General features: G+C 69.6%; 28 protein-coding genes and 1 other annotated feature. Of the genes, 17 read left to right on the top strand and 11 right to left on the bottom strand.

Annotated features, from left to right (window positions below):
• Positions 1–78 precede the first annotated feature (78 nt).
• Positions 79–474 (top strand): DUF3021 domain-containing protein, encoded by a 396-nt coding sequence (locus tag AC3D3D_RS09300; RefSeq protein WP_463663590.1) that lies wholly within the window; start codon positions 79–81, stop codon positions 472–474.
• Positions 475–520: 46 nt separating this feature from the next.
• Here the strand turns inward: AC3D3D_RS09300 and AC3D3D_RS09295 are convergent, their stop codons facing one another.
• A complete protein-coding gene (locus AC3D3D_RS09295) occupies positions 521–1,207 on the bottom strand; it encodes an SRPBCC family protein (RefSeq protein WP_463663591.1) in 687 nt (228 codons plus the stop codon).
• 68 nt (positions 1,208–1,275) lie between these two features.
• On the opposite strand from AC3D3D_RS09295, the gene AC3D3D_RS09290 reads away from it, so the two are divergent.
• The 5 genes from AC3D3D_RS09290 to AC3D3D_RS09270 all read left to right on the top strand — a co-directional run bounded on the left by AC3D3D_RS09290 (position 1,276) and on the right by AC3D3D_RS09270 (position 5,918).
• On the top strand, positions 1,276–2,283 hold the full coding sequence (locus AC3D3D_RS09290) for an aldo/keto reductase family protein (protein ID WP_463663592.1): 1,008 nt from the start codon (positions 1,276–1,278) through the stop codon (positions 2,281–2,283).
• 248 nt (positions 2,284–2,531) lie between these two features.
• Positions 2,532–2,972 carry a diaminobutyrate acetyltransferase gene (ectA, locus tag AC3D3D_RS09285; RefSeq protein ID WP_463663593.1) on the top strand — a complete coding sequence of 147 codons (441 nt, stop codon included), beginning with the start codon at positions 2,532–2,534 and terminating at the stop codon, positions 2,970–2,972.
• Positions 2,973–3,138: 166 nt separating this feature from the next.
• Positions 3,139–4,404 carry a diaminobutyrate--2-oxoglutarate transaminase gene (gene ectB, locus AC3D3D_RS09280; protein ID WP_463663594.1) on the top strand — a complete coding sequence of 422 codons (1,266 nt, stop codon included), beginning with the start codon at positions 3,139–3,141 and terminating at the stop codon, positions 4,402–4,404.
• A gap of 88 nt (positions 4,405–4,492) precedes the next feature.
• Positions 4,493–4,888, top strand: a complete 396-nt coding sequence (locus AC3D3D_RS09275) for an ectoine synthase (protein WP_463663595.1) — start codon at positions 4,493–4,495, stop codon at positions 4,886–4,888.
• Between the two features lie 235 nt (positions 4,889–5,123).
• The gene (locus AC3D3D_RS09270) at positions 5,124–5,918 is read left to right on the top strand and encodes a methyltransferase domain-containing protein (protein ID WP_463663596.1); all 795 of its coding nucleotides are present in this window, start codon (positions 5,124–5,126) and stop codon (positions 5,916–5,918) included.
• A 149-nt stretch (positions 5,919–6,067) separates the two neighbouring features.
• Here AC3D3D_RS09270 and AC3D3D_RS09265 read toward each other — a convergent pair whose 3' ends face one another.
• From AC3D3D_RS09265 to AC3D3D_RS09255, 3 genes are all read right to left on the bottom strand, one after another.
• Positions 6,068–6,406: a GNAT family N-acetyltransferase gene (locus AC3D3D_RS09265; protein ID WP_463663597.1), complete on the bottom strand. Its 339-nt coding sequence runs from the start codon at positions 6,404–6,406 to the stop codon at positions 6,068–6,070.
• A 92-nt stretch (positions 6,407–6,498) separates the two neighbouring features.
• Entirely contained in the window at positions 6,499–6,933 is a 435-nt protein-coding gene (locus AC3D3D_RS09260) for a carboxymuconolactone decarboxylase family protein (RefSeq protein ID WP_463663598.1), read from the bottom strand.
• A 60-nt stretch (positions 6,934–6,993) separates the two neighbouring features.
• A protein-coding gene (locus AC3D3D_RS09255) for an IS3 family transposase (RefSeq protein WP_463662667.1) occupies positions 6,994–8,258 on the bottom strand; the annotation gives its coding sequence in 2 pieces (ribosomal slippage) (positions 6,994–7,967 and positions 7,967–8,258; 1,266 coding nt in all).
• Positions 7,837–7,980, bottom strand: a sequence feature (AL1L pseudoknot). It overlaps the preceding gene by 144 nt.
• A 368-nt stretch (positions 8,259–8,626) precedes the next feature.
• Here AC3D3D_RS09255 and AC3D3D_RS09250 point away from each other — a divergent pair.
• The 3 genes from AC3D3D_RS09250 (at position 8,627) to AC3D3D_RS09240 (ending at position 11,189) form a co-directional block, all read left to right on the top strand.
• Positions 8,627–9,223: a M15 family metallopeptidase gene (locus AC3D3D_RS09250; RefSeq protein ID WP_463663616.1), complete on the top strand. Its 597-nt coding sequence runs from the start codon at positions 8,627–8,629 to the stop codon at positions 9,221–9,223.
• 113 nt (positions 9,224–9,336) lie between these two features.
• Positions 9,337–10,050, top strand: coding sequence for a response regulator (locus AC3D3D_RS09245; protein WP_463663615.1), 714 nt, complete (start codon positions 9,337–9,339; stop codon positions 10,048–10,050).
• Positions 10,047–11,189 (top strand): HAMP domain-containing sensor histidine kinase, encoded by a 1,143-nt coding sequence (locus tag AC3D3D_RS09240; RefSeq protein WP_463663614.1) that lies wholly within the window; start codon positions 10,047–10,049, stop codon positions 11,187–11,189. The genes AC3D3D_RS09245 and AC3D3D_RS09240 overlap by 4 nt, the downstream gene beginning before the upstream one ends.
• On the opposite strand, the gene AC3D3D_RS09235 is transcribed toward AC3D3D_RS09240, so the two are convergent.
• Positions 11,181–11,351: a hypothetical protein gene (locus AC3D3D_RS09235; RefSeq protein ID WP_463663613.1), complete on the bottom strand. Its 171-nt coding sequence runs from the start codon at positions 11,349–11,351 to the stop codon at positions 11,181–11,183. The genes AC3D3D_RS09240 and AC3D3D_RS09235 overlap by 9 nt on opposite strands.
• Before the next feature lie 26 nt (positions 11,352–11,377).
• Complete coding sequence (locus tag AC3D3D_RS09230) at positions 11,378–12,148, bottom strand: prolipoprotein diacylglyceryl transferase (protein WP_324653796.1); 771 nt, start codon at positions 12,146–12,148, stop codon at positions 11,378–11,380.
• A 350-nt stretch (positions 12,149–12,498) separates the two neighbouring features.
• Between AC3D3D_RS09230 and AC3D3D_RS09225 the strand changes: the two genes are divergently transcribed.
• The 4 genes from AC3D3D_RS09225 (at position 12,499) to AC3D3D_RS09210 (ending at position 16,531) form a co-directional block, all read left to right on the top strand.
• Entirely contained in the window at positions 12,499–12,747 is a 249-nt protein-coding gene (locus AC3D3D_RS09225; RefSeq protein WP_463663612.1) for a heavy-metal-associated domain-containing protein, read from the top strand.
• 3 nt (positions 12,748–12,750) lie between these two features.
• Entirely contained in the window at positions 12,751–15,846 is a 3,096-nt protein-coding gene (locus tag AC3D3D_RS09220) for a heavy metal translocating P-type ATPase (RefSeq protein ID WP_463663611.1), read from the top strand.
• A gap of 63 nt (positions 15,847–15,909) precedes the next feature.
• Positions 15,910–16,188: a metal-sensitive transcriptional regulator gene (locus tag AC3D3D_RS09215; protein ID WP_463663617.1), complete on the top strand. Its 279-nt coding sequence runs from the start codon at positions 15,910–15,912 to the stop codon at positions 16,186–16,188.
• Positions 16,189–16,264: 76 nt separating this feature from the next.
• Complete coding sequence (locus tag AC3D3D_RS09210) at positions 16,265–16,531, top strand: DUF4193 family protein (RefSeq protein WP_488512634.1); 267 nt, start codon at positions 16,265–16,267, stop codon at positions 16,529–16,531.
• On the opposite strand, the gene AC3D3D_RS09205 is transcribed toward AC3D3D_RS09210, so the two are convergent.
• The 4 genes from AC3D3D_RS09205 to AC3D3D_RS09190 form a co-directional block, all read right to left on the bottom strand.
• Positions 16,519–17,711, bottom strand: a protein-coding gene (locus AC3D3D_RS09205) for an IS3 family transposase (protein WP_463663609.1) whose coding sequence is annotated in 2 segments (ribosomal slippage) — positions 16,519–17,424 and positions 17,427–17,711 — 1,191 coding nt in all. Because the reading frame shifts where the segments join, the coding sequence is not laid out codon by codon here. The genes AC3D3D_RS09210 and AC3D3D_RS09205 overlap by 13 nt on opposite strands.
• A gap of 85 nt (positions 17,712–17,796) precedes the next feature.
• Positions 17,797–18,372, bottom strand: coding sequence for a CueP family metal-binding protein (locus AC3D3D_RS09200; RefSeq protein WP_463663608.1), 576 nt, complete (start codon positions 18,370–18,372; stop codon positions 17,797–17,799).
• Positions 18,373–18,546: 174 nt separating this feature from the next.
• Positions 18,547–19,338, bottom strand: coding sequence for a cytochrome c biogenesis CcdA family protein (locus AC3D3D_RS09195; protein WP_425710223.1), 792 nt, complete (start codon positions 19,336–19,338; stop codon positions 18,547–18,549).
• A 5-nt stretch (positions 19,339–19,343) separates the two neighbouring features.
• Complete coding sequence (locus AC3D3D_RS09190) at positions 19,344–19,952, bottom strand: TlpA family protein disulfide reductase (RefSeq protein WP_463663607.1); 609 nt, start codon at positions 19,950–19,952, stop codon at positions 19,344–19,346.
• Between the two features lie 629 nt (positions 19,953–20,581).
• On the opposite strand from AC3D3D_RS09190, the gene AC3D3D_RS09185 reads away from it, so the two are divergent.
• The 4 genes from AC3D3D_RS09185 to AC3D3D_RS09170 all read left to right on the top strand — a co-directional run bounded on the left by AC3D3D_RS09185 (position 20,582) and on the right by AC3D3D_RS09170 (position 24,821).
• The gene (locus tag AC3D3D_RS09185; protein ID WP_463663606.1) at positions 20,582–21,052 is read left to right on the top strand and encodes a DUF305 domain-containing protein; all 471 of its coding nucleotides are present in this window, start codon (positions 20,582–20,584) and stop codon (positions 21,050–21,052) included.
• A 254-nt stretch (positions 21,053–21,306) separates the two neighbouring features.
• On the top strand, positions 21,307–22,782 hold the full coding sequence (locus tag AC3D3D_RS09180) for a CAP domain-containing protein (RefSeq protein WP_463663605.1): 1,476 nt from the start codon (positions 21,307–21,309) through the stop codon (positions 22,780–22,782).
• 180 nt (positions 22,783–22,962) lie between these two features.
• Positions 22,963–23,703, top strand: a complete 741-nt coding sequence (locus tag AC3D3D_RS09175; protein ID WP_425710224.1) for a response regulator — start codon at positions 22,963–22,965, stop codon at positions 23,701–23,703.
• 53 nt (positions 23,704–23,756) lie between these two features.
• A complete protein-coding gene (locus tag AC3D3D_RS09170; RefSeq protein WP_488511897.1) occupies positions 23,757–24,821 on the top strand; it encodes a HAMP domain-containing sensor histidine kinase in 1,065 nt (354 codons plus the stop codon).
• Between the two features lie 207 nt (positions 24,822–25,028).
• Here AC3D3D_RS09170 and AC3D3D_RS09165 read toward each other — a convergent pair whose 3' ends face one another.
• Entirely contained in the window at positions 25,029–25,676 is a 648-nt protein-coding gene (locus AC3D3D_RS09165; RefSeq protein ID WP_425713419.1) for a TetR/AcrR family transcriptional regulator, read from the bottom strand.
• Positions 25,677–25,679: the final 3 nt, after the last annotated feature.

The following is a 25,679-nucleotide window of genomic DNA, read 5'->3' as shown; positions in this document are numbered from 1 at the left end:
GGCGAACCGGCGAACCGGCGGACGTTGCGGTCCGGGCGATGCCCCGTCCGGGATCTCTCTCGTTGTTAGCGTGGACGCATGCGGCTGCCCCTGAAGATTCTTCTTCTCGTCGGCATCCCACTCGTCATCATGGGCGGGATCGGCGCGCTGCTGCTCGCCGAGGGCGACACGGACAACGCGCGTTCGACGTTCGCCGTCGGCGTCATCATCGCCGCGGTGTCCGGCGCCTCGGTCATCTACCAGGTCGACCGGTGGAGCCTTCCGAGGCGGACGCTGATCCACATCGCCGTGATGGCGGTGACGGTACTTCCGGCGATCCTGCTGAGCGGCTGGTTCGACCTGTCCACGGGCGTCGGTTGGCTGCTCGCGATCGGCGTCTTCGTGCTGTCCGGCGTGCTGCTCTGGCCGATCGCCTTCCTGGTCGTCACCGTTCTCGAGCGACGCAGGAACCGCCCCCGCACGTCGGCGGAATGACTTTCTCGTCGGCGCCGTCGGACGGGATCGCCCGACATCGTGGCCGTCAGAGCTGGGCGGTGAAGTGCTCCGCCATCGCCGGGTGGTACTCGGCGAAGTCGACGGCGCCCGGGTCGCCGCCACCCTCGGCGGCCAGCCAGCGGTCCATGTAGTACTCCCAGCCCGGCCCCACCTCGCCGACCATGGCCGGGTCGATGTCGACGTGGGTGAGGCTGGCGTAGCAGGCCTCGACGTCGGACTGCAGGTCGATCGCCAGCACCCAGCCGTCCGCTCCCCCGCTGCGCACCACCAGGCGTGAGGGTGCGCGGCACTCGAGGATCTCCACCTCCTGCACGGGGTGGCCCTCCTCGGCCAGGAGCGTGAGCTCGACGCGGCCCGAGGCCGCGTCGCCGTCGATCGGCCCGAACCAACGGGCCAGGCCGTCGCTGGTGACGAGCCGGTACCACGCGACGGACTGCGGCACGGGCAGCCGGCGAGAGACGACGAGCTCAACGGTCCCCGGGGCCCGCCCGGGCCGCACCGTCCCGGTCGCCGTCGGGGCGGGCAGGCCCGAGGGCCGCACCGCCGCGCGGGCCTCGTCGATCCGCTGCTGGACGCGCAGCAGCCGCGGGTCGTCCGCGTCGAGCGGGGCCCCGTGGGAGTGGCCCTCGTGCCCGTCGTCACCGTGCTCGTGGCCCGCGTGCTCGTGGCCCGCGTGCTCGTGACCGGTCCTCGCGCGCTCGTCCTCGGACATGCCCCCACCGTAGTGACCGCCCGAGCCCGGCCGCGCGGCGCCCGGACCGCACACCTACGCTGGCAACCATGGACCACCGCTACCTCGGCCGCTCGGGCCTGAAGATCTCCGAGATCACCTACGGCAACTGGCTCACGCACGGCTCGCAGGTGGAGAACGACGTGGCCGCCGCGTGCGTGCGCGCCGCCCTCGACGCCGGCATCTCCAGCTTCGACACCGCCGACGTCTACGCGAACACCCGCGCCGAGTCCGTCCTCGGCGACGCACTGGCCGGCGAGCGTCGCGAGTCCCTGGAGATATTCACCAAGGTCTACAACCCGACCGGCCCCAAGGGCCCGAACGACTCGGGCCTGTCCCGCAAGCACATCATGGAGTCGATCGACGCCTCGCTGCGCCGCCTGCGCACCGACCACGTCGACCTCTACCAGGCCCACCGCTACGACACCGAGACGCCGCTCGAGGAGACGATGCAGGCCTTCGCCGACGTCGTGCGCCAGGGCAAGGCGCTCTACATCGGCGTCAGCGAGTGGACCGCCGAGCAGATCCGCGACGGCGTCTCACTCGCGCGCCAGCTCGGGTTCCAGCTCATCTCCAGCCAGCCCGAGTACTCGATGCTGTGGCGGGTCATCGAGGGCGAGGTGGTCCCGGCCTCCGAGGAGCTCGGTGTCTCCCAGATCGTGTGGAGCCCGATGGCCCAGGGTGTGCTCTCGGGCAAGTACCTGCCCGACGCCGAGGTGCCGGCCGGTTCGCGCGCGGCGCACGAGTCGACGCGGAGCGCCATCTCACGGTGGATGACGCCCGAGATCCTCACGCGGGTCCAGGGGCTGCGACCGCTCGCCGAGCAGGCCGGCCTGTCGATGTCGCAGCTGGCGATCGCCTGGGTGCTGCAGAACGAGAACGTCGCCGCGGCGATCGTCGGCGCCTCCCGGCCCGAGCAGGTCACCGAGAACGTGGCGGCGGCAGGCGTCCGGCTCGAGGCCGACCTCATGGCGCGCATCGACGAGGTCCTCGGCGACGTCGTCGAGCGCGATCCCGCCAGGACCGCCGAGCGCACGCCGAGGCAGCGCCCGAGCTGACGCGGAGCGCCCCCGGGACGGGGGCAGCGGTCGTGGTCGGCGCCACGGATCCTCCCCGGCGCCAGGTCACGATTAGGTCAAGACTTCGCGCGGACGTGACGCAGGTCTCGGATAACCGCAGGTCAGCGAAGGTCGATCCGTTATCGTGGAAGTTCCTTATGAGGCCATCGACAACACTGATCGACGACAACCCACCCTCGACGGGGCCCGTCGAGATTCTCCGCCCCACGCGGTCGCACGGCGCCGGCATGTGGCGCGTCGCGCGAGACTCCCAGACCCTCGACCTCAACTCCTCCTACGCCTACCTGCTGCTCGCCCAGGACTTCACGGCGACCTCGCGGGTGGCGCTGCTGGACGGCGAGGTCGTCGGTTTCGCCGTCGGCTACCGGCAGCCCGAGGCGCCCGAGCGCCTCTTCCTCTGGCAGGTCGCCGTCGACGAGCGCGCACGCGGACGCCGCGTCGCCGCCGGCCTGCTCGACTCCCTCGTCGCGGACCTCGACGGCGTGACCACGCTCGAGACCACGATCACCGCGGACAACACCGCCTCGCGGCGCCTGTTCCGCTCCTTCGCGGAGCGCCACGGCGCCGAGGTCACCGTCTCCGAGGGTTTCCTCGCCACCGACTTCCCCGACGGGCACGACGGCGAGGAGCTCTTCGTCATCGCCCCGCTGGCACGCCGCGGCGGCTGACCCCGCACCCACCGGCCGAGCGCCACGCGCGGACCGCCCGGGCCCGAGCACCACCGCCGCCCCGGAGCCACGCCCCGCACCTCTGACCCCCCGCCCCCCACCTGAGCGACACCGCATGCCCTGCACACCGAACGCGCCCGACGACGAGACCGACACAGGAGCCCGCATGACGACGACGACCCCGCCCACGACCGAGCTCGAGTCCAACGTCCGCAGCTACTCGCGCAGCTGGCCGACGACCTTCACCACCGCCCGCGGCAGCGTGATGACCGATGAGACAGGCAAGGAGTTCATCGACTTCTTCGCCGGCGCCGGTGCACTGAACTACGGGCACAACAACCCCCGCCTCAAGCAGGTGCTCATCGACCACCTGACCGAGGACAAGGTCGTCCACGGCCTCGACATGTTCACCGACGTGCGTCGGGAGTTCCTCCAGACCTTCCACGAGAAGATCCTCGAGCCGCGCGGTCTCGACCACCGCGTCGCCTTCCCCGGCCCGGGCGGTGCCAACGCCGTCGAGGCCGCCCTCAAGCTGGCCCGCAAGGTCACCGGACGCGAGTCGGTCATCAACTTCACCAACGGGTTCCACGGCATGACGCTCGGCGCCCTGTCGGTCACGGGCAACTCGATGAAGCGCGGCGGCGCGGGCGTCCCCCTCGTGCACGCGACCCCGATGCCGTACGACGACTACTTCGACGACGAGTACCCGGACTTCCTCTACTTCGAGCGCCTGCTCCAGGACCTCGGCAGCGGGCTCAACGAGCCGGCCGCCGTCATCGTCGAGAGCGTCCAGGGCGAGGGCGGCATGAACGCCGCACGCGCCGAGTGGCTCCGCAAGCTCGCCGCCCTGTGCAAGGAGCACGACATCCTGCTCATCCTCGACGACATCCAGATGGGCTGCGGCCGCACCGGCGGCTTCTTCAGCTTCGAGGAGGCGGGAATCGTCCCGGACATCATCACGCTGTCGAAGTCGATCAGCGGCTTCGGCCTGCCGATGGCGCTCACGCTCATCCGTCCGGAGCTCGACATCTGGGAGCCCGGCGAGCACAACGGCACCTTCCGTGGCATCGGTCCGGCCTTCGCCACCGCCACCGAGTCGATCCGCACCTACTGGAGCGACGACGAGCTCGAGCGCGGGACGACCGCCAAGGGCGCCTACATCGAGAGCCGCCTCAACCAGATCGTGGCGCGCTACCCGGACGCCGGCCTCACCGCCAAGGGCCGCGGCCTGGCCCGCGGGCTGCAGTTCACCGACGCCGAGCGCGCGGGCGAGGTCTGCGCCGAGGCCTTCGAGCGCGGCGTGCTGGTGGAGACCTCCGGTCCCTCCAGCGAGGTCGTCAAGTTCCTGCCGGCGCTGACCATCACCGACGACGAGCTCGCTCGCGGCCTGGACGTCATCGACGCCTCGGTCGCCGCCGTCCTCGGCCGCTGACCTCCGGCGCTCCCCGCACCATCAGCTCGCCCCGCACCGCCGGGCCGACGCCGCCCACCCCTTCGACCCCGACGACCGGGAGGTCCCCATGCTTGTCCGCACGATCGACGAGATCACCGACACCGACGCCGACATCAAGACGCCGAACTGGCGCTCCAAGCGGATCATCCTCGCCAAGGAGGGGGTCGGCTTCTCCGTGCACGAGACGACCCTCTACGCGGGGACGGTCAACGAGTTCTGGTACGCCAACCACATCGAGGCCGTGTTCATCACCGAGGGCGAGGGGGAGATCGAGGACCTCGCCACCGGTGAGGTCCACCAGCTCGCCCCGGGCTCGCTGTACCTGCTCAACGACCACGACAAGCACATCGTGCGCCCCCGCACGGAGATGAAGACGGTGTGCGTGTTCAACCCGCCGGTCACCGGCCGCGAGGTCCACGACGAGAACGGGGTCTACCCGCTCATCGCCGAGGACGCCGGCTGACGCCGACCCCGCACCGACCACGACGGCCGGGTCCGCATCTGCGGGCCCGGCCGTCGCACGTCCGCCGGTTCCGTCGCCCGCGCTCCCGCTCCCGCTCCCGCTCCCGCTCCCGCTCCCGCTCCCGCTCCCGCTCCCGCTCCCGCTCCCGCTCCCGCTCCCGCTCCCGCAAAAGTATCTTGACGTCGAGATACTTTCGGTGGTGAGGTGATCCCCCCACCACGCGAGGAGAGCACCGATGGCGCACACCTGGGACCCCGAGCTCTACGACGTCTACGCCGACGAGAGGGCACGCCCGCACACGGACCTGCTGGCCCGGGTCCGCACGACGATCCCCGCCGGCGAGGTGCGCGACGTCGCCGACCTGGGGTGCGGGCCGGGCGAGCTCACCGCGACGCTGGCCGCCCGGTGGCCGGGCGCACAGGTGGTCGGCGTCGACTCCAGCGCCGAGATGCTGGCAGCCGCCGCGCACCACGGCGGCCCGCGCCTGCGGTTCGAGCACGCGGACCTGCGCGACTGGTTGCGGACCACCCCGCCCGTCGACGTGCTCGTCACCAACGCGACCCTCCAGTGGGTCCCGGGCCACCTCGACCTCATGCCCGCGCTCGTCGGCGCGGTCCGACCGGGCGGTTGTCTCGCCTTCCAGGTCCCGGGCAACCACGACTCGCCGATGCACACGATCCGCGAGGAGCTCGCGGCGCAGGAGCCCTACGCGACGTACACGGCGCAGGTCGCCGCGCCCCACGCGCACGCACCGGCCACCTACCTCGAGGTCCTGGCCGGGCTGGGCTGCGCCGTCGACGCCTGGTCGACGACCTACCTGCACGTCCTCAACGGTGACGACCCGGTCCTGACCTGGGCGAGCGGGACGGGCGCACGTCCCACGCTCGAGGCCCTGCCCGAGGATCTCCGCGAAGACTTCCGCCACGAGTACGGGCGGCGCCTGGGGGCGGCCTACCCGGCGTCGGACGTCGGCGTGGTCATGCCGTTCCGGCGCGTGTTCGTCGTCGCCCACGTCCCGCCGGCGGGCTGACGCAGGGACGGCGTCCGGCCGCCCGCCCATCGGCGCCCGCGACGCCGGGCCGTCAGGTCGCCGGGTCGCCAGGTCGCCGGGTCGCCGGGTCGCCAGGTCGCCAGGTCGCCAGGTCGCCAGGTCGCCAGGTCGCCAGGTCGCCGGACGGTTCAGGCCAGGCCGAACTCGGCGCGCCGGCCCTCGGGGACGAGCTCGATGTACTCGGCTCGGTTCTTCTCGATGAGCCCGCGCACGTAGGGGCAGCGCGGCAGGACACCGGCCCCGCGCGAGCGCAGGTCCGCGAGCGCCTCGTCGACCAGCAGCCGGGCGAGCCCGGGTACCGAACGGTCCTGGTCGACCTCGGTGTGTGTGAGCTCGACGTCGGCGCCGTGCACGCGGTAGTCGATGCGGCCGAGCACCTCGCCGTCGACCTCGACGACGTACCGCTTCGCCTCGGCGTCGTTGCGGACCGTGGGCACCTGCCCGTCGATCTCGACCTCGTGGTTCATCGCTCGCTCCCTTCCTCGTGGTCCGGCCTGTCGCCGGCCCGTCCATGCCGGTCCCGTCGGTGTCGGTCCCGTCGGTGCCCGTGCGGTCGGTGTCAGGCCTTTCCGGACCCTCCGGGCGCGTCCTGCTCGCGCGGCGCCAGCGCGTCGTGGCCGGACATCACCGAGATCCGGTTGAACGCGCCGATGGCGATCGCCACCCACACCAGGGCCGCGACCTGGTCGTCGGTGAGCCCGGCCCGCCGGGCGGGCCCGCCCGCTGCGGCCAGGGCCGCGCCGTGGGGCAGGTTCGTGGTCAGCTCGGCGATCGTCAGGGCCGCCCGCTCGAGGTCGGTGAACCCCGACGCCTCCCGCCAGGTGGGCAGCACGTCGAGCCGGTGCTGGGTGACCCCGGCCCGCCGGGCGCGGGGCACGTGCACGCTCAGGCACCGGGCGCAGCCGTTGATCTGGGAGACGCGCACGTCGACGAGCTCGACGACGTCGGCGCCGATCCCCGCCGCCTCCGCCGCCTGCCCGGCGGCGCGCGCCATGCCGTTGGCCGCCCGGTACACGACGCGGTGGGCCTCGGTGATGTCTGTTGCGCCCCGGGTTCAGTGGAGGCTCGGAACTGACGCTTCGACGGTAGTCGGAGCGGTGTTGTGACGGTAGTAGGTGTCCTCGAGCTCGGCGGGCGGGACCATGCCGATCTCGCCGTGCAAGCGTCGATGGTTGAACCAGTCGATGTACTCCGCGGTGGCGATCTCGAGGTCGTCGATCGTCTTCCAGGGCCCCTTGTTGCGCACGAGCTCGGCCTTGAACAACGAGTTGAACGCCTCAGCGGCGGCATTGTCATACGAGTCGCCCGTCGAGCCAACCGAGGCGACCGCGCCGGCCTCGGCCAGACGTTGCGTGTAGCGAATAGCGACATATTGGACTCCCTTGTCGCTGTGGTGCGTCAGCCCGGTGACGTCGTGCCCGTCGCGGGTGCGGGTCCAGATCGCCATCTCCAGGGCGTCCAGTGCCAGATCGGTGCGCAGCGACTTCGACAGCTGCCAGCCGACCACCCGGCGGGAGTAGACGTCGGTGACGAAGGCGGCATACGCCCAGCCGGAGAACGTGCGGCAGTAGGTGATGTCGCAGACCCACAGCCGGTTCGGGGCGGTGGCGGTGAAGTCGCGCTCGACAAGGTCCGGGCGGGTCTCGGGCCCGCTGCCCGAGATCGTGGTGCGTGGCCCCTTGGCGCGGCTGATGCCGCGCAGCCCGGCGGTTCGCATGAGGCGTTCGACCGTGCAGCGCGCCACCGGCTGCCCGCGCCGGCGCAGTTCGGCATGGACCTTGCGGGCACCGTAGACGCCGTAGTTCTCCGCGTGCACCTGCTCGATCAGGGTCGTCGTGGCCGCGTCGGTGACCGACCTGCGCGACGGCGTCCGCGTCTTGGCCGCGTAGTACGTGCTCGGAGCGACCTGCATCCCTGCACCGGCAAGGACCCTGCAGATCGGCTCGACTCCGAACGCCTCGCGGTGCTGATCGATGTAGTCGACCAGCACCGCGGTACTCACTTGATCTTGCGGTCGAGCTCCGCCGCGGCGAAAAACGCTGACGCGGTCCGCAAGATCTCGTTCGCCCGCCGCAACTCGCGAACCTCACGCTCGAGCTCGGTGATCCGCGTCTGCTCCGCCGTCGTGGTTCCGGGCCGATCGCCGGCATCGACCTCGGCCTGGGTGACCCAGTTGCGCAGGGTCTCGGGGTTGATCCCGAGCTGGTCAGCGACCCGACGCAGCGCGCCGGTCTTGGCGGCCGGATCACGCCTTAGGTCGACAGCCATCCGGATCGCGCGCTCACGCAGCTCGTCCGGGTACTTCCTCGGTGCAGCCATGACTCTCATCCTTCCGTGGAATGAGAGCCTCCATCAGACCCGGGGCGCAACAGGGAGGCCGGCGCGCAGGCCCTGGCTCCCGTGTGGGAGTCCCTCGGTTTTCAGCGGCTCGGTGGGCACCTCTTCGCGCTCGATCCCGCCACGACCGCGCTGGACCGCGCAATGACCGCGTTGCGCGTACGGCTCGGTGCGGCATAGATCCCAGCAGGCCGGGTGGGTGCGGCGCCCGTCGGCACAACGGCTGACGGCCCCCACCTCCGCGAGACCGGTCGGCTTCCCGGCTCCAGCGGTGATGGGAGGCGGCGGTTCTCGCTAAGGAGAGGCGGCTGTCCGCCGATAAGACGTAGTAGGCGACGAACGGAGTGTTGGTGGACGGGATCCTCGCCATCTCGCAGCGCATGGCGCAGATCGAGGCGACCCTCGGCTCGCTCTCGCCCCCGCGCGTGGCGCCAGCTGCAGGCTCGGCCGCGGCATTCTCCCAGGTCCTCGCCGGCGTCGTCGCCGACACTGCCCCGACTTCAGCTGCCGGCACCTCCAACCTTGGAGGGTCCGGGTTCCGGGTCAACGCTGACGGCGTGCCGGTCGACCTCGCGGCGTACGGCAACGGCCGCATCCCGCGTGACGCTCTCGAACCGGTGGGCACCACCGGCCACCGACTCTGGGCGCCCGCCGCCCAGTCCTTCGAGAAGCTCCTGTCCGCAGCTGCGGCCGACGGGGTAGCCATCGGTGTCACTGACTCCTACCGCTCCTACGACGTGCAGGTCGACGTCGTCCGGCGCAAGGGCCTGTACTCCCAGGGCGGCCTGGGCGCCAAGCCGGGCACCAGCCAGCACGGCTGGGGAATGGCCGTGGACCTCGACCTGGACGCATCAGCGCAGGCATGGATGCGCACAAACGCCGCACGCTTCGGGTTCGTCGAGGACACCCCGCGCGAGCCCTGGCACTGGGCGTTCCAACCCTCCTGACGCTGGAACCCACTCAGGCGCGACAGCTGCCGCGATGCTCACATCTGCCCGGACGCGCCTGAGGTCCAGCGAGCCTGGAACCGATCGCCACGCCGACGGCGAGAATGAACGGCATGACTGCGGTCCCTACTGACGTGAACCTGCCCCGCGTGCTCGTCGTCGACGACGAAGCCCCGCTGGCCCGACTGGTCGCTAGCTACCTCGAGCGGCACGGCTTCGAGGTCCAGGTCACCGGAGACGGCAGCGACGCGATCGCCCGGGCCCGCCAGTGGCACCCGGGCGTGATCGTCCTCGACCTCGGGCTCCCCGGCGTCGACGGTATCGAGGTCTGCCGCACGGTGCGCACGTTCTCCGACTGCTACATCATCATGCTCACCGCCCGGGTGGAGGAGGTCGACAAGCTCATCGGCTTGTCGGTCGGCGCCGATGACTACGTCACCAAACCCTTCAGCCCACGCGAGCTCGTCGCCCGGGTGCGGGCCATGCTGCGCCGCCCACGCCAGGACACCGGGCCGCACGGGGCCGGCACGTCGTTCGGGCCACTGAACATCGACCTTCTGGGCCGGGAAGTGTTCATCGACGGGGAGCCCGTGGGGCTGACCCGTACCGAGTTCGACGTCCTCGCGGCCCTCGCCAGCCGCCCGAACATGGCCTTCTCCCGCCGCCAGCTCATCGAGACGGTGTGGGGACCGGGCTGGGTGGGCGATGAGCACCTCGTCGATGTCCACATCGCCCACCTGCGACGCAAGCTCGGGGACGACGCCGCCGCCCCGAAGTTCATCAGGACGGTGCGGGGCGTGGGATACCGGATGGGAAGCGGGCAGTGAGCCCCGCACCGCGCCGCCGGTGGGGGCTGGGCGCCAGGCTCCTCGCCGCGATCGTTGCGGTCATCCTCGTCGCGGCCGGCACCGCGTGGGCGGTCGCCTCGGCCATCGGCCCGGAGATCTTCCACGACCACATGCTCATGGCCCAGCCCTCCGACTCGTCGGTCGTCGCCCACGCCGAGCAGGCCTTCACCGCGGCGTGGACGCTGGCGTTGTCCCTGGCGCTGCTGGCCGCCCTCCTGACCTCGGTCGTCGTGAGCGTCTTCCTCACCCGGCGTATCGCCAGGTCACTGGAGCGCGTGCGGCGGGCCGCCGCCCGGGTCGCCAGCGGTGACTACGCCGCCCGCGTCCCCGAGGTCCACATGGGCACCGAGTTCGACGACCTCGCCGGCGCGTTCAACACCATGGCCGCCGACCTCAGCGAGATCGAACAGACCCGCACACGGATGCTGAGCGACCTCGCCCACGAGATGCGCACCCCGGTGGCCACGCTCGACGGATACCTCGAGGGCATCCTCGACGGGATCGTGGCAGCCGACGAGCCAACGGTGGGGATGCTGCGCGAGCAGGTCGCGCGCCTGGCGCGCCTGGCCCAGGACATCGCCCTGGTGACCGCGGCCGGGGAGGGACGCCTGAGCATGCACTGGCAGTCCGTGCCGGTGGGCGCGCTCGTCGATGACGCCGTCGCGCAGGCCGGTGCCCGGATCGCCGACAAGGGCGTCGACCTGACGGTCGAGGCCACGGACGCGGCACGCCAGAGCGTCCTCACCGCGGACCCCGACCGGCTCGGGCAGGTGCTGACCAACCTGCTGGACAACGCGGTGCGCCACACCCCGCGGGGCGGCCGGGTGGTGGTCGGAGCCAAGCGGGCAGGCTCCACGCTGCGGCTGTCCGTGCGGGACACCGGCACCGGGATCGCTGCCGAGCACCTGCCGCATCTCTTCGAGCGCTTCTACCGCGCCGACGCCGCCCGGGACCGCGCCCACGGCGGGTCAGGCATCGGGCTCGCCATCGTCCACTCAATCGTCCACGCCCACGGCGGCACCGTGACCGTGGCCAGCGCCGGCCCAGGCCACGGCGCTGTCTTCACCGTCGAGCTGCCCATCGACGCCACGCACCGGCCGCAGCCCCGCTCAACCTGACGGCGTGGTCTCCTTGGCAGCTGTCTGCTCTACCAACTTTGGGGCCGATCGAGTCTCGTCCCGTGCCTCGACGCCGGGAAAGAGAGCCCTGATGGCCCACACGCCAAGGGCAACGAAGACCAGGCAGATCGTGAGCAGCAGTATCCAAACGTCGATGTCCATGACGAGTCCTCCCTTTCCCGAGCCGATCACCTGACGGGTTCAGGCACGCCCGGCTCGAGGGCCACGTGGACCACAGACCGTTGCTGAGTGCCGCTGCGAACGATCAGGACGACGCCGACGGCGATGCTGAGCAGCGCCCACAGCTGGGGTTGGGTCAGGCCAAGGACCACCGGATCGTTGATCCGCAGGAACTCCACCAGGAAACGCGACAGGCCCGAGAGGCCCAGATACGCCCCGAAGACGGCCAATGGCGCCCACCGCCGGACAAGTACCACCAGGACTGCGGCGATAACCGCTGCGAGGATCGCCTCATACAGCGGGGTGGGATGGACGGGCACATCGGTGGCGACCACGCCCGAGGGGAAGGCCATCCCCCACGGCAGATCGGTGGGACGCCCGTAGGTCCCATCACCACTGACGAAGCAGCCCAGCCGGCCGATGCCGTACGCCACCGTCAGAGGTACGGCGACCGCCCCAGCGACGACGTCGACCGGCAGCCGGTGGCGCCTGATGACGACCAGGGCCGCAATGACGCCCCCCACCAGGCCTCCGTACCAGGTGAACCCCATCCCACCCAGGTCGTGCACGGTGATGGCCGGGTACTGCTCGAGCAAGTAGTAGACCTTCGCGCCGACGAACCCCCAGACCGTGGCCCACAGCACCAACGCGTGGGCGGAATCCTTCTTCAAGCCCCGCCGTTCGAAGGCCCGACCCAGCAGCCACGCAGCAACCAGGGCAGCGGCCGCCTTGCTCACTCCGTAACTTTGAACATCGATCCCGAGGATCGTGAACAACACCGGACGCACGCTCTCCCCAATCCTCGTGTGACGCATCGCCAGGTCAGCCGGCGGCGTCTTTCACACCACGATGACCAACGTTCACGAAGAAGGCGTGCGCCGTTGGATGAAGGTTTGCTTAAGGCAGTGAGCGCACGCTTCCGATAGCGAAGCGCAGGAGTGTCGCCTAGCTGGGAGACCTCAAACAGTGGGGATCTGGCCGTGGCCTGGTGTACCGCTCCCCCGTTCCCAGCCGCCGCACCATCGGTCTTCATGGATTCTTCATCATCCCTGCGGCGGCATGGACACATGTCGGTGGTTGGGTAGCACCCATACCCAGCATGGGTATAGAAGGAGGAAGGAGCGGGACTGTGAAGACAAAGGTGTATCGGGTGTGGGGGCTGACCTGCGAGGTGTGCCTGGCTCGGCTGCTGGAGCGGGTGCGCCACCTGGCCGGTTTGAGGACCGTCGCGCTCGATCTGGTCAGAGATGGCGAGTCGCGTCTGGCGCTCACCGCCAGCCCCGCCCTCCCGCCGCAGGTCGTCCGTGCCGCGGTCGAGGACGCCGGGTTCTCCCTGTCCGCCCCGGCTGCCGCGTCAGCAACATCTACGGAGGTGTGAGTCATGAGTGTGCTTGACTGGTCAGTGATAGCCGGCGGTGTCGTACTGACCGCGTTCTTGATGTGGTACTTCTTCGGCCCGAAGAAGTCCCGCCGCGCCGACGTCGCCGACGGCGTGCAAGAAGTGACGGTCACCGTCAGGGGCGGCTACAGCCCCGACCTCATCGAGGTCCAAGCCGGGATGCCGGTGCGGTTGCTGTTCGACCGGCAAGAAAGCGGGGACTGCTCCTCCCGGGTGATGTTCCCGGACTTCAAGATCAACCAGAGCCTGCCGGCCAACACCGTCACCGCGGTGGAGTTCACCCCCACCTCCGCCGGGGAGTACGGCTTCGCGTGCGCGATGAACATGCTCCAGGGCAGGGTGCGGGTCGTCGGTGAGCCGGGGACTGAAGCCGCCGGCGTAGGCACGGCGGTTGCCGTGGCCGAGCGGCCCTCCGCTCATGACCACCACGGTGCGCCGGCAAGCGAGCTCGGGCACGGGGAGCTGGTGGACGGTGTGCAGGTGGCCGAGGTGAGGATTCGCGGCGGCTACCACCCCCAGGTCCTCCGGCTGGCCCCCGGTGTACCGGCACAGCTGGTCCTGGTCCGGCAGGAGAACGGGGCATGCTCTGAGCGATTCACCATCCCGGCCCTCGACGTGGACGTGGCGGTGCCGGCCTTCGGCAGCACTGTCCTGGACGTTGCGGCCCTTCCCGAAGGGCGGTATGAGTTCACCTGCGGGATGGGGATGCTGCACGGCGCCCTCGAGGTCGGTGACTCACCCGGCACCGACACGGGCACGCACACCGGTTCCACCGGTCAGGACTCCCCGCCACCGGTGACGGTTTCATCGCCGGTGGCACCGGAGGAGGACGCCGAGGAGCGGGAGAGGGCCGCAGAGATCACCGGCCTGCGCCGGCGGGTGCTGCTGGGGGCCGCGTTGAGCCTGCCGGTGGTGCTGGCGGTGATGGCGGTGGAGTTCTTCTCCGCTGCGTGGGTCCCGGACTTCCTGATGAACCCCTGGGTGCAGCTGGCACTGATCACCCCGGTGATGTTCTACACCGGCTGGCCCATCCACAAGACCGGGTGGCTGGCCCTGTCCCACCGCACCGCGGACATGAACTCCCTGATCACCCTCGGCACGATCGCCGCCTACGGCTACAGCCTGGTCGTCACGTTCGCCCCCGGGCTGCTCCCCGTGGAGACCCGGCAGGTCTACTACGAGGCCGTCGGGGTCATCATCACCCTCATCCTGCTGGGCCGGCTGTTGGAGACCAAGGCCAAGGCCGGCACCGGTGAAGCGATCCGGACCTTGATCGGCCTGCAGCCGCGCACCGCCCGGGTGGTGCGCGCCGGGCAGGAGCTGGAGATCCCCATCGACGAGGTCGGCGCCGGTGACGTGGTCGTGGTCCGTCCCGGGGAGAAGCTGCCGGTGGACGGGCAGGTGGTGGAGGGCACCTCCACGGTGGATGAGTCGATGGTCACCGGGGAGCCGATCCCGGTGACCAAGTCCCCCGGCGATGAGGTCATCGGCGCCACCATCAACCAGACCGGTTCCTTCCGGTACACCGCCACCAAGGTCGGTGCGGACACGATGCTGGCCCAGATCATCACCCTCGTGCGCCAGGCGCAGGGCTCCAAGGCCCCGATCCAGCGCATGGTGGACAAGGTCTCCAGCTACTTCGTGCCCGCGGTGATCGTCATCGCGATCTGGGCGTTCGTGGTCTGGGCCCTCGTGGGTCCCCCACCGGCACTCATCTTCGCCCTGGTCGCCGCGGTCTCCGTGCTCATCATCGCCTGCCCCTGCGCGCTGGGGCTGGCCACACCGCTGTCCATCACCGTGGGCACCGGCAAGGGAGCCACCGCCGGCATCCTCATCCGGTCGGCCGAGGCGCTGGAGACCGCGCACAAGCTCGACACGGTGGTGCTGGACAAGACCGGCACGATCACCAAGGGGGCCCCGGCCCTGACCGACGTGCTGCCCGCCGAGGGCTTCACCGACATCGAGCTGCTCAGCCTCGTCGCGGCCGTGGAGCGCTCCTCCGAGCACCCGCTGGCCAGCGCCATCGTCGCCGGCGCCGAGGACCGCGGCCTGCAACTTCCCGAAGTGACCGCGTTCGACTCGGTCACCGGGCAGGGCGTGCGTGCCCTGGTCGAGGGCCGGGAGGTCCTCGTCGGTAACCGGCGCCTGCTGGCCAGTGTCGGGGTGCAGCCGCAGACCGACGCCGCGGACCGGCTGGCAGCGGACGGCAAGACCCCGGTGTTCGCCGTCGTCGACGGGCGCTTCGCCGGGGTGATCGGCGTGGCCGACACACTCAAGGACGGGTCGGTGGCCGCCATCGCCGCCTTGCAGAAGCGTGGCATCGACGTGGTGATGATGACCGGGGACAACCGCGCCACCGCCGCGGCCATCGCCCGCCAGGTCGGCATCACCCGGGTGGTGGCCGAGGTCATGCCCGAGCACAAGGCCGCGGAGGTCAAGCGCCTGCAGGGCGAGGGCCGCGTGGTGGGCATGGTCGGTGACGGCATCAACGACGCCCCGGCCCTGGCCCAAGCCGACGTCGGCTCGGCGATCGGCACCGGCACCGACGTGGCGATCGAGTCCTCCGACATCACCTTGATCTCCGGGGCACTGTCCGGGCTGGTCACCGCGGTGGACCTGTCCCGGGCCACGATGCGCAACATCCGGCAGAACCTGGTCTTCGCGTTCATGTACAACGCGATGGGGATCCCGATCGCCGCCGGGGTGCTCTACCCCGCGCTCGGCCTGATGCTCAGCCCGATGATCGCCGCGGCCGCGATGGCCCTGTCCTCCCTGTCCGTGGTCGCCAACGCCAACCGGCTGCGCGCCTTCACCCCTCGGCCCATCCCCGAGGTCACCAACGCCCCCGCCACCGACCCGGTGGTGGAGGTCGGGCACGACGACGAACAAGGAACGGAGAACACCATGTCCCACAGCTCTGAACAGGTCACCGACCCCGTGTGCCAGATGAGCATCGACCCGGCATCGGCCGCCGACAGCGCCGAGCACGAGGGCCAGACCTACCACTTCTGCTCCACCCACTGCGCGCAGACCTTCCGCGCAGACCCGGCCCGATACGCCACCTCGGTGGCTCCCTAACCCACACACCCCGTGGGCACCGGCACCACGCTGGTGCCCACGGAGATCCCGGAGGCGATCAGGATGACCACCGACCAGCACACACGGGCCCTGCTCATCCGGCTGCGCCGCATCGAGGGCCAGGTCCGCGGCATCGCCCGCATGGTCGAGGAGGACAAGTACTGCATCGACATCCTCACCCAGGTCTCGGCCGCCTCCCGGGCGCTGCAGAGCGTGGCCCTGGCGCTGCTCGAGGAGCACATGGCCCACTGCCTGCTCGACGCCGCCCAAGCCGGCGAGCTCCAGCAGGAGGCCAAGCTCAAGGAAGCCTCCGACGCCATCGCCCGCCTGGTCCGCAGCTGAAGGAGGAGGAAACCCCGTGGCCATCGACTACGACGCCCCACGCCCCCGCGAGGAGGAGGCGCCCGACACGACGCCGCTGGCCGCGCTGGTCGCGGCAGCGCCGGCGCCCCAGGAGGAGACCGACGAGGCCGAGCAGTATGAGCTGCCCGGCGCGGACCTGTCCGGTGAGGAGCTGACCGTGGCGGTAGTGCCACGCCAGCAGGACAAGTTCCTCTGCGCCCGGTGCTTCCTCGTCCACCACCACAGCCAGCTGGCCTACCACGACGCCGGCCAGCCGGTGTGCAGCGAGTGCGCGTCCGGGACTGCTGCACGGATAGGTGACAGGTTGGGTCACGCTGCCTGAGTGGCTGGGGTGGTCATGATGGTCTCGTACTCGATGGGGGTCAACCGTCTGAGAGCGTCCTGCCGTCTGCGTCGGTGGTAGGTCCGTTCGATCCAGGTGACGATCGCGATCCGGAGCTCTTCGCGGGTGGCCCATGAGCGGCGGTCCAGGACGTTCTTCTGGAGCAGGCTGAAGAAACTTTCCATGGCGGCGTTGTCCCCGGCTGCGCCGACCCTGCCCATCGATCCGACCATGTCGTGGCGGTTGAGGGCGTGGACGTGTTTCCTGCTGCGGAATTGAGATCCGCGGTCTGAGTGAACAACACAGCCGGCGACGTCGCCGCGGCGAGCGACGGCGTTGTTGAGCGCTGCGACGGCCAGCCGGGACTTCATCCGGGAGTCGATGGAGTAGCCCACGATGCGGTTGGAGTAGACGTCCTTGACCGCGCAGACGTAGAGCTTGCCCTCGCCCGTGCCGTGTTCGGTGATGTCGGTGAGCCACAGCTCGTTGGCTGCGGCGGCGGTGAACTCGTGCCGGGTCCGGCCCTTGTCGTCGACCACGGCGCACAGGTCGTCGTGCACCGGCGGGCCCGGCCTCTTGCCGTTCTTGCCGCGCTTCTTGCCGAACGCGCTCCACCAGCCCTGCCGGGAGCAGATCCGCCATGCGGTCCGCTGGGCCATGGGCTCACCGGCTTCACGCGCTTCGTCGACCAGGAAGCGGTAGCCGAACTCCGGGTCGTCTCGGTGGGCGTCGAACAGGGCGTTGGCGCGGTAGGCCTGCTCGAGCTCGGAGTCGGTGACCGGGTTGGCGAGCCAGCGGTAGTAGGGCTGGCGAGCGATCTTGAGCACCCGGCACGTCACCGTGACGGGAATCCCGTCGCCGGCCAGCTCGCGGACGAGCGGGTACATCATTTTCCCGGCAGGTTCGCCTGCGACAGGTACGCGGCCGCGCGGCGCAGGACCTCGTTCTCCTGCTCCAGCAGCCGGATCCGTTTCCGCGCTTCACGCAGCTCGGCGTTCTCGGTTGACGTCGTGCCGGGCTTCTTACCGTCCTCGACGTCGGCGGTCTTCATCCAGTTCGTCAGGCACGACTCGCTGATGCCGAAGTCGGCGGCGATTTGCTTCAGGTGGACGCCCGGCTCACGGTTCCTCGCGACACGCACGACGTCGTCGCGGAACTCCTTGGGATACGGCTTCGGCACGGTCTACATCCTTCCAGTGGCACCGTTCGGCACCACAGATCAGATGTCACCTATCCGTGCAGCAGTCCCCATGCATGCGGTGGGGTCAGGCGAGCTGAAGGTCTGTGAGGCACGTGGCCCCGTCGTCGGTGGTGGAGAAGTCCGCCGTTCCCGTCAAGCCGTCATAGGTGATCTCGATGGTTCCTTCGACGTCGCGCGGTAACCAGAAGCCTGCGAAGCCGTTGTCGAAGGTGGTCATCTCGTCGTTTACGAGCTCTTCACCGCTTGCCTGGTCCAGGATCCGCACCTGGATGTCCTGGCCGGTGAGCTCCCCCTGGCAGGTGGTCAGGCTGTGGTAGTAGCAGTCGTGCGTCTGGTTCACGTACGGGGCCACGGAGAGGTAGAACAGGTCGTCAGGCATGTCCAGGGCGAGGTCCTGCTGCCCGTCGGAGAACAGCAGTTCCTCCGACCGGATGGATGCCATGTAGCTGGTGGGGCGTTCTTGACCGCCCAGGCGGTCAAGATGGTCGATCATCTCCGGGACTTCCATCCCGTCCAGGCCGTGGGCGGCGAGAAACCCTTCTTCAGCGCCCTCCACGGACTGCTCGTCGCTGGTGTCTGCGGTCGAGCAGCCAGCCAGGATCAGTACCAACGCCGGGATCGTTGCGGCAAGTCTCTTCACGCTTCTTCTCCTGTCCGACGGTGCTGGCTGCCAGGACCGGACGGCTTCATGTCCTGGGGGGCCGGCACATGGTAGGCAACCGTTGCCCAGGTGGATCTGGGTATTTCGTCCCGGGCTCGAGCATGTCTCATCCGGGAGTGCCGAAGGATCTGCGTCAGCACAAGCGGTGCCCGGTCATACCAGGGTCTGAAAGTTGGCGACCAGGCCCTGGAGGTACCCCGAGAGCCAGCTCCACACCCCGGTGACCATGGCGAGTCCGAGGAGCACGAGCAAGCCTCCGCCAAGTCGTTGGAAGAGGAGACGGTGGCGGCGCAGGAGATCCAGCGCCCGGCGCGAGCGGGACAGCAGCATCGCCCCAGCGACGAACGGGATACCGAGGCCGAGGCTGTAGGCCAGCACGAGGACGCCGCCGCGGGCGGGGTCGGCTTCGCTGAACGCCAGGCTCAGGACGGCGGCCAAGGTCGGTCCCATGCACGGCGCCCATCCCAGCCCGAAGACGACGCCGAGCAGTGGGGCTCCCCAGATCCCTTGACGCGGGGCCAGGCGCAAGCGTCGGTCGCTCTGCAGCATGGGGATGTACCCCATGAATGCCAGCCCCATGAGCACGACGAGCGCGCCAAGGATTCGCGTGATCGTCTCCACCCACGGGGCCAGCAGGATCCCGAGCCAGGCGAACACCACGCCGAGCAGCACGAACACAGCGGTGAAGCCGGCAACGAACAGCAGCGCACCGGCGAGCAGCCGCCCGTCGCGCACCTTCGTGCGTTGCGTCCCTCCGCCGTGCCCGCCAGGCGCCGTCGCTCCGGCCATTCCGCTGAGATAGCCGACGTAGCCAGGCAGGAGGGGCAGCACGCAGGGAGAGGCGAAGGAGATGAAGCCGGCGATCAGCGCGACCGGGAGTGCGGCGAGCATCGGCCCGGTGAGAACCGTGCTGGCAAAGGTAGACCCGAGCTGGTCCCAGAGCATCGCTGTCAGGCCTCCTCGGCGAGGGTGTCGTCGATGAGGCCGCGCAGAACGGTCGGATCGATCTGTCCCATGACGCGCGCGGCCACCCGCCCCTGCCGGTCCAGGACCACGGTGGTGGGCATGGCCTGGAGCGGCACAAGCCCCTGGAAGGCGGCGACTGCGGCAGCTCCGCTGTCGTGCACAGAGGGGTAGGGGACCTCGAAGGTCCGCTCAAAGGCTTGAGCGGTCGCGACGTCGTCGCGCGGATTGACTCCCAGCATCTCTACACCCTGGGGGGCATAGTCCTGGTGGATCGCCGCCAGATCGTCGGCTTCAGCCCGGCACGGCGGGCAGGCCGCATACCAGAAATTCACCACCACCACCTCACCGCGCATGTCGTTCACGTCGACCTCAGCACCGTCGTACGTCACCCCGACCAGGTCGATGGGAGCCTGACGCTGCTCGGCCTCCCACAGCTCCAGAGACCCGTCACCCGAGACGTAACCCGTATCAATGCTGAGGTCTGAGTTGGCACCGGGTGCCGAGGCGCAGCCTGCCAGTGCCATCACCGATGCCACGCTAGCCGCAACAAACCACCGATCCACCGAGCCTCGACGCCTGTTGTTGGACTTCACGCCTTTCACCCTACAAGAGCCCTTGGGGGCTCACGTGCCGCTGCCTACACGGGGCCGGTCGTCAGACCGTCCGACCCCACAGTTCTACAACTTCTCCTACGTGTGCTACTCAGAAGTCTTTTTCGCGCATGGATGCCGATGGGGGCTGAATCCCATCCGGTGTGCGCGAAAGTTGCCAATTGGACCCGCGCTTCCAACGCCACACCATAAGCCCGGTCCAAACGTTGGTGACCTGCACCGACCGCCCGGTGAGACTCCATGAAGAGTTGATGAAGATTCGCCGCAAACACTGGCATCGAACCCTCCCCACTGGTCGTCCGCGGCTAGCGTCGACGCGGCGCCGAGCACGCGGGTGGGCAACTCTGACAGCAAACCTAATGAGCGGGCCGGCCGATGATGCTTTTCTTGCCGCCCGTCCTGCTAGCCCGGCGCCCCAACTCGAATGATCTGGAGAAAAAGGAACCATGAAATTGAGGACTCGGTTTACGGCAGTTGCGGGCGGAACCGTTCTGGCATTGACGCTTGCCGCATGCGGCAGCGGTGACCAAAATGCAGCGACTTCCGCTCCGGCCGCGGAGGAGAGCTCGGAGACGACAACAGAGAGCACGCTGCAGCCGGAGGTATCCGACATGCACAACGAAGCCGACGTGAACTTTGCCCAGATGATGATCGTCCATCACGAGGGCGCCATCGAGATGGCTGACGTAGCGGTGGAACGTGCCAGTAGTCAGGAGGTGCGCACCCTCGCTGAAGGGATCGCCGCAGCCCAGGGGCCCGAGATCACACAGATGACCTCCTGGCTGGAGACCTGGGGACAGGAGACCTCTCCGGCCGGTGACGGCGGCATGGACCACGGCGGCATGGAGATGGAGGGAATGACCCAGGAGGAAGCCATGGTCGAGCTGGAGTCGCTGCCAGACGCCGAGTTCGAACTCCGCTTCCTGGAACTGATGATCGCGCACCATCGCGGCGCGGTGGACATGGCCGAGACCGAACTGGACGACGGAGAGAACCCCGAAGCGCTCGCCCTCGCCCAGACGATGATCGACGACCAGCAAGCGGAGATCACCGAGATGGAAGACATGCTCGAGAGTCGTTGATGCCCAACGGACCCGGGGCAGCACTCATGAGGGCTCGCTCGAGGCTGAGACCCAGCCGCACGGCCACGCGCCGAGAGCCCCGCCACACGATTCCCCCACCCGGTACGGGGGCCGCCTCGCGGCGTCAGGGGAAGTTCTGCAGTGCGCCGGATGTCAACCGCGGGACGTGAGCCTGCGCACATGTCCTCGACCCCTAGAAGGTCACGCTTTACTATCGCTCAGGTTACGTTCCGATAACGAGGAGACCACACGACGTGTTTGCACCCCCGCGCGGCCGCCACGCACGGCACCGCACCCTTGCCCCCCGGGTCGCCACCGCGCTCCTGACGGTCGCCGCGGCGACGTCCTTCGCGACGTCCGCCCAGGCCGCCGACACCACCGGTGGAGTCCGCACCGTCACCCCGAGCATCCGCACCGACGTCGGCTGGCAGAACCAGGTCGCCAACGCGATCGCCGCCCAGACGAACGCGTACCGGGCCGCCAACGGCCTGTCGCAGCTCGTGCGCTCCGGCTCCATCGACTCCGTCGCCCAGTCCTGGTCCAACCACCAGGCCAGCATCGGCTCGATGGTCCACCGCGGCGACTACGGAGCCTCGGCCGTCCCCGGCGGCTCCACCGGCACCATGGAGATCCTGTCCTGGGGCATCTACCCCAACCACCAGGCCGACTACTTCATGAGCCAGTGGCGCAACTCCCCGGTGCACAACAGCATCCTGCTCACCGGTTCGTACACGCACTTCGGCGTCGGCGTGGCCGTCTCGGCCGACGGTCGCGTCTTCGCGACGCAGAACTTCGCGACCTACCCGGGCGGCGGCCCGGGCGGCTCCACGCCCGCTCCCGCCGAGCCCGCTCCCGCCGAGCCCGCTCCCGCCGAGCCCGCTCCCGAGCCGGAGCCGGAGCCGCAGGCCGAGCCGCAGCCGGATGCACAGGCCGAGGCCCAGGCGCAGGCCGAGGCCCAGGCCGCACGGACCGACGACGCAGCCTCGCGCGACACCGCCCGCACGGAGCCGGAGCCCGAGCCGGTCCGCCCGCCCGGGACCCCGCGCTTCCTGCTGTCGGACGAGCTCGCCGGCGACGCCGTGCACAACTTCCTCTACGGCGTCGAGGGCGACGAGATCTTCGTCGGCGACTACGACGGCGACGGCACCGACACGATCACGGTGCGCCGCGGCAACGAGCTGCACATCACCGACACCCTGGGTACCGGCCCGGCGGAGCGCGTCGTCGAGCTCGGGGCTGGCGACGGCCACGAGATCGTTCAGGGCGATTTCGACGGCGACGGCACCGACACGTTCGCGGTGCGTCACGGCAACGTCCTGCACATCATCAACGACCTCGACAACCCGGGCGAGATCGAGCTGGCCGCCTTCGGCGCCGACGGCGACACGCTCCTCGTCGGCGACTGGGACGGCGACGGCACCGACACGTTCGGCGTCCGCCGAGGCACCGACGTCGTCTACACGAACGACCCGACCGGCGCGAGCGTCGACGGCGAGTTCTCCCTCGGCGAGGCGACCGACCTCGTCCTCGTGGGCGACTGGGACGGTGACGGCGCGGACAGCCTCGCCCTCCAGCGCGGCGCCGACTTCTTCGTCAGCAACGAGAACGCGGACGGCGCCGAGGTCGAGGAGACCCGGTACGGCCGCGACGGCGACACCGCCGTCTTCGGCGACTTCGACGGCGACGGTTCGGACAGCCTCGGCGTCGTCCGCATCGAGCAGACCCGCTGACCCGGCCCCCCCGGCTGCATCAGCACGACCCGACGGGGTCACCGGTCCCACCCTGGACCGGTGACCCCGTCGCCGTCCGGCCCGGACCAGCCAGCCGCGTGAACGACGTCGGTCGATCTGATCGACGGGGTGCTACCCGGCGATTCGCACGATCGCGGACGGGTGAGCCACCGGGAGGCGATGCTCTTGCTTCACGATGACGCCGTGGCTCCGCACGCTTCCCCTGACGCGAATCTGCCGCGAGTTCTCGTCGTGGACGACGAGGCGCCATTGGCGCGACTGGTAGCGAGCTACCTGGAACGTGACGGCTTCGAGGTCGAGGTCACCGGCGACGGGAACGACGCGGTCGAGCTCGCGCGGCGATGGCACCCCGGCGTGATCGTCCTCGACCTGGGCCTCCCGGGCATCGACGGCATCGAGATCTGCGGGATCGTGCGCACCTTCTCCGACTGTTACATCATCATGCTCACCGCCCGCGTGGAAGAGATCGACAAGCTCCTCGGTCTGTCGGTGGGGGCCGATGACTACATGACCAAGCCGTTCAGCCCGCGGGAGCTCGTCGCCCGGGTGCGGGCGATGCTGCGCCGCCCGCGCCTAGACTCGGGCGACACCCGTCGCTCGGCGTCGTTCGGGCCGCTGACGGTGGACGTCGTAGGCCGGGAGGTGTTCCTCGCCGAGCATCCGGTGGAACTGACCCGCACGGAGTTCGACGTCCTGTCCGCGCTCGCGACACGCCCACACATGGCTTTTTCCCGGCGCGAACTGATCGAGGCGGTGTGGGGGCCGGGCTGGGGCGGCGACGAGCACCTCGTCGACGTACATGTCGGACATCTCCGGCAGAAGCTCGGTGACAAGGCGTCCGCGCCGAAGTTCATCCGGACAGTTCGTGGGATCGGTTACCGGATGGGGCCGGGATGGTGAGCAGCGGCCGGCCGAGGTCATGGGGGTTGGGTGCTCGGCTGCTTGCGGCGATCGTGGCGGTCATCCTCGTGGCAGCGGGCACTGCGTGGGTTGTCGCCGCGGCCATCGGGCCGGTGATCTTCCACGACCACATGCTCATGGCCGAGCCGGCGGAATCGGATGTCGTCGCCCACGCCGAGCAGGCCTTCACCACTGCGTCGACGCTGGCCCTCTCCCTTGCTCTGCTCGCCGGCCTCCTGACATCGGTCGTGGTGAGCGTCCTCGTCACCCGGCGGATCGCCAGGTCGTTGGAACGGGTGCGGCACGCGGCAGCCAAGGTAGCGAACGGGGACTACGAGGCCCGTGTCCCCGAGGTGCACATGGGGTCCGAGTTCGACGATCTCGCGGCGGCTTTCAACACCATGGCCACCGATCTGGGGCAGATCGAACAGACACGCACGCGGATGCTCGGGGATCTGGCCCACGAGATGCGCACCCCTGTGGCAACGCTAGACGGCTATCTCGAGGGCATGATCGACGGCGTTGTCCAGGTGGACGAACCGACCTTGGGCATGCTGCGCGAGCAGGCCGGTCGGCTCTCCCGCCTGGCACATGACATCACCCTGGTCACCGCGGCCGGCGAGGGACGGTTGAGCATGCGACAGGAACCACTGGTCGTCGGGGACCTCCTCGACGATGCCTGGGCCCAGGCGCGGGCAGGGTATGCGGACAAAGGTGTCCACCTGCACCTCAGCGGCACCGACAGCGACCGACGCACCACCATCGTGGCCGACCGTGACCGGCTCGGACAGGTGCTGACGAACCTCCTCGACAACGCGCTACGCCACACACCCGGTCACGGGCGGGTGGAGCTGGGCGTCCAACGCGACGTGCCCGTCCTCCGGTTGTGGGTCAAGGACAACGGCGACGGAATCACCGCTGAGCACCTGCCGCACATCTTCGAACGCTTCTACCGGGCCGACGCCGCCCGCGACCGCGCACACGGCGGATCAGGGATCGGGCTCGCCATCGTCCGATCCATCGTCGAAGCCCACAGCGGCACCGTGACCGCGACCAACCCCGGCCCGGGCGCCCTGTTCACCATCGACCTGCCTATGAACCACCCTCAGCCCGCGTAGGGCACAGTGGGAAACGTTCAGACGGCTCGACAGTGCGCGGCACTGAGCGGTACAGAGGGCAACTCATCGTCCGGTCGGGCCGGATACGTACGACTGTGGGACGTTGATCTTCGTTCGCTGGGATCAGCGGTGCTGCTCAGTGACTTCGTCGAGAAGCCCGCGCCCGCGCCCGCGCCCGCGCCGATGATGCCCACCCGTGAGCGTTCATCATGTGCTTCCGGGCTGCGCAGCGTTCGCAAAAGCCGGCAGCAGGATGGCGTCGATGAACCAGGGGGCGTCCTCGGCGTTGAGCCGCCCGGCTCGCACTTCCTCGGCCGCCCCGTTGATCACGACGTGGGTAGTGGCCAGGAGCCAGCTGACCGGAAGGTCAGCGCGAAAGGCGCCTTCGTGCTGACCACGCTCGAGCAGGTCGCGCATGCGGGCTTCGGCCTTCTCGTGGTGTTCGCGGATGCGGGCTGCAGGCAGTTCCTTCTGCGCCGCAGCCAGCACGGCCCTCGCCTGGTCCACGAGCACCCAGCTGGAGGCGACGAGCCGCTGGAACGCCTTACGGGCGTCACCGTCCAGTGACACCGCGCGCAGGACCTCCTCACCGCGTTCGAGGCTGTCGATGAGTGCAGCCTCGATGAGTTCGGTACGGGTCGCGAAGTGCCCGTACAGCGTCATGCGGCCCACCCCCGCCTCGGCAGCGATGTCGGCCACCGAGGCGTCGGGGTGCTCGCGGATCGCAGTGACGACCGCCGCCAGGATCTTCGCTCGGTTGCGTTGCGCGTCGGCCCGCTGGTTGGCCGCGCGGCGGTCACCTGCTGCGGGCGCTTGCTGGGGCCCGTCGTTCGTCAGGGGCTTCTTGGCCGCCATGCT

Source organism: Georgenia sp. X1117 (genome assembly GCF_057784635.1).
The sequence above is the reverse complement of the archived record's forward strand: the minus strand, read 5'-3'. Positions and strand labels throughout refer to the sequence as shown.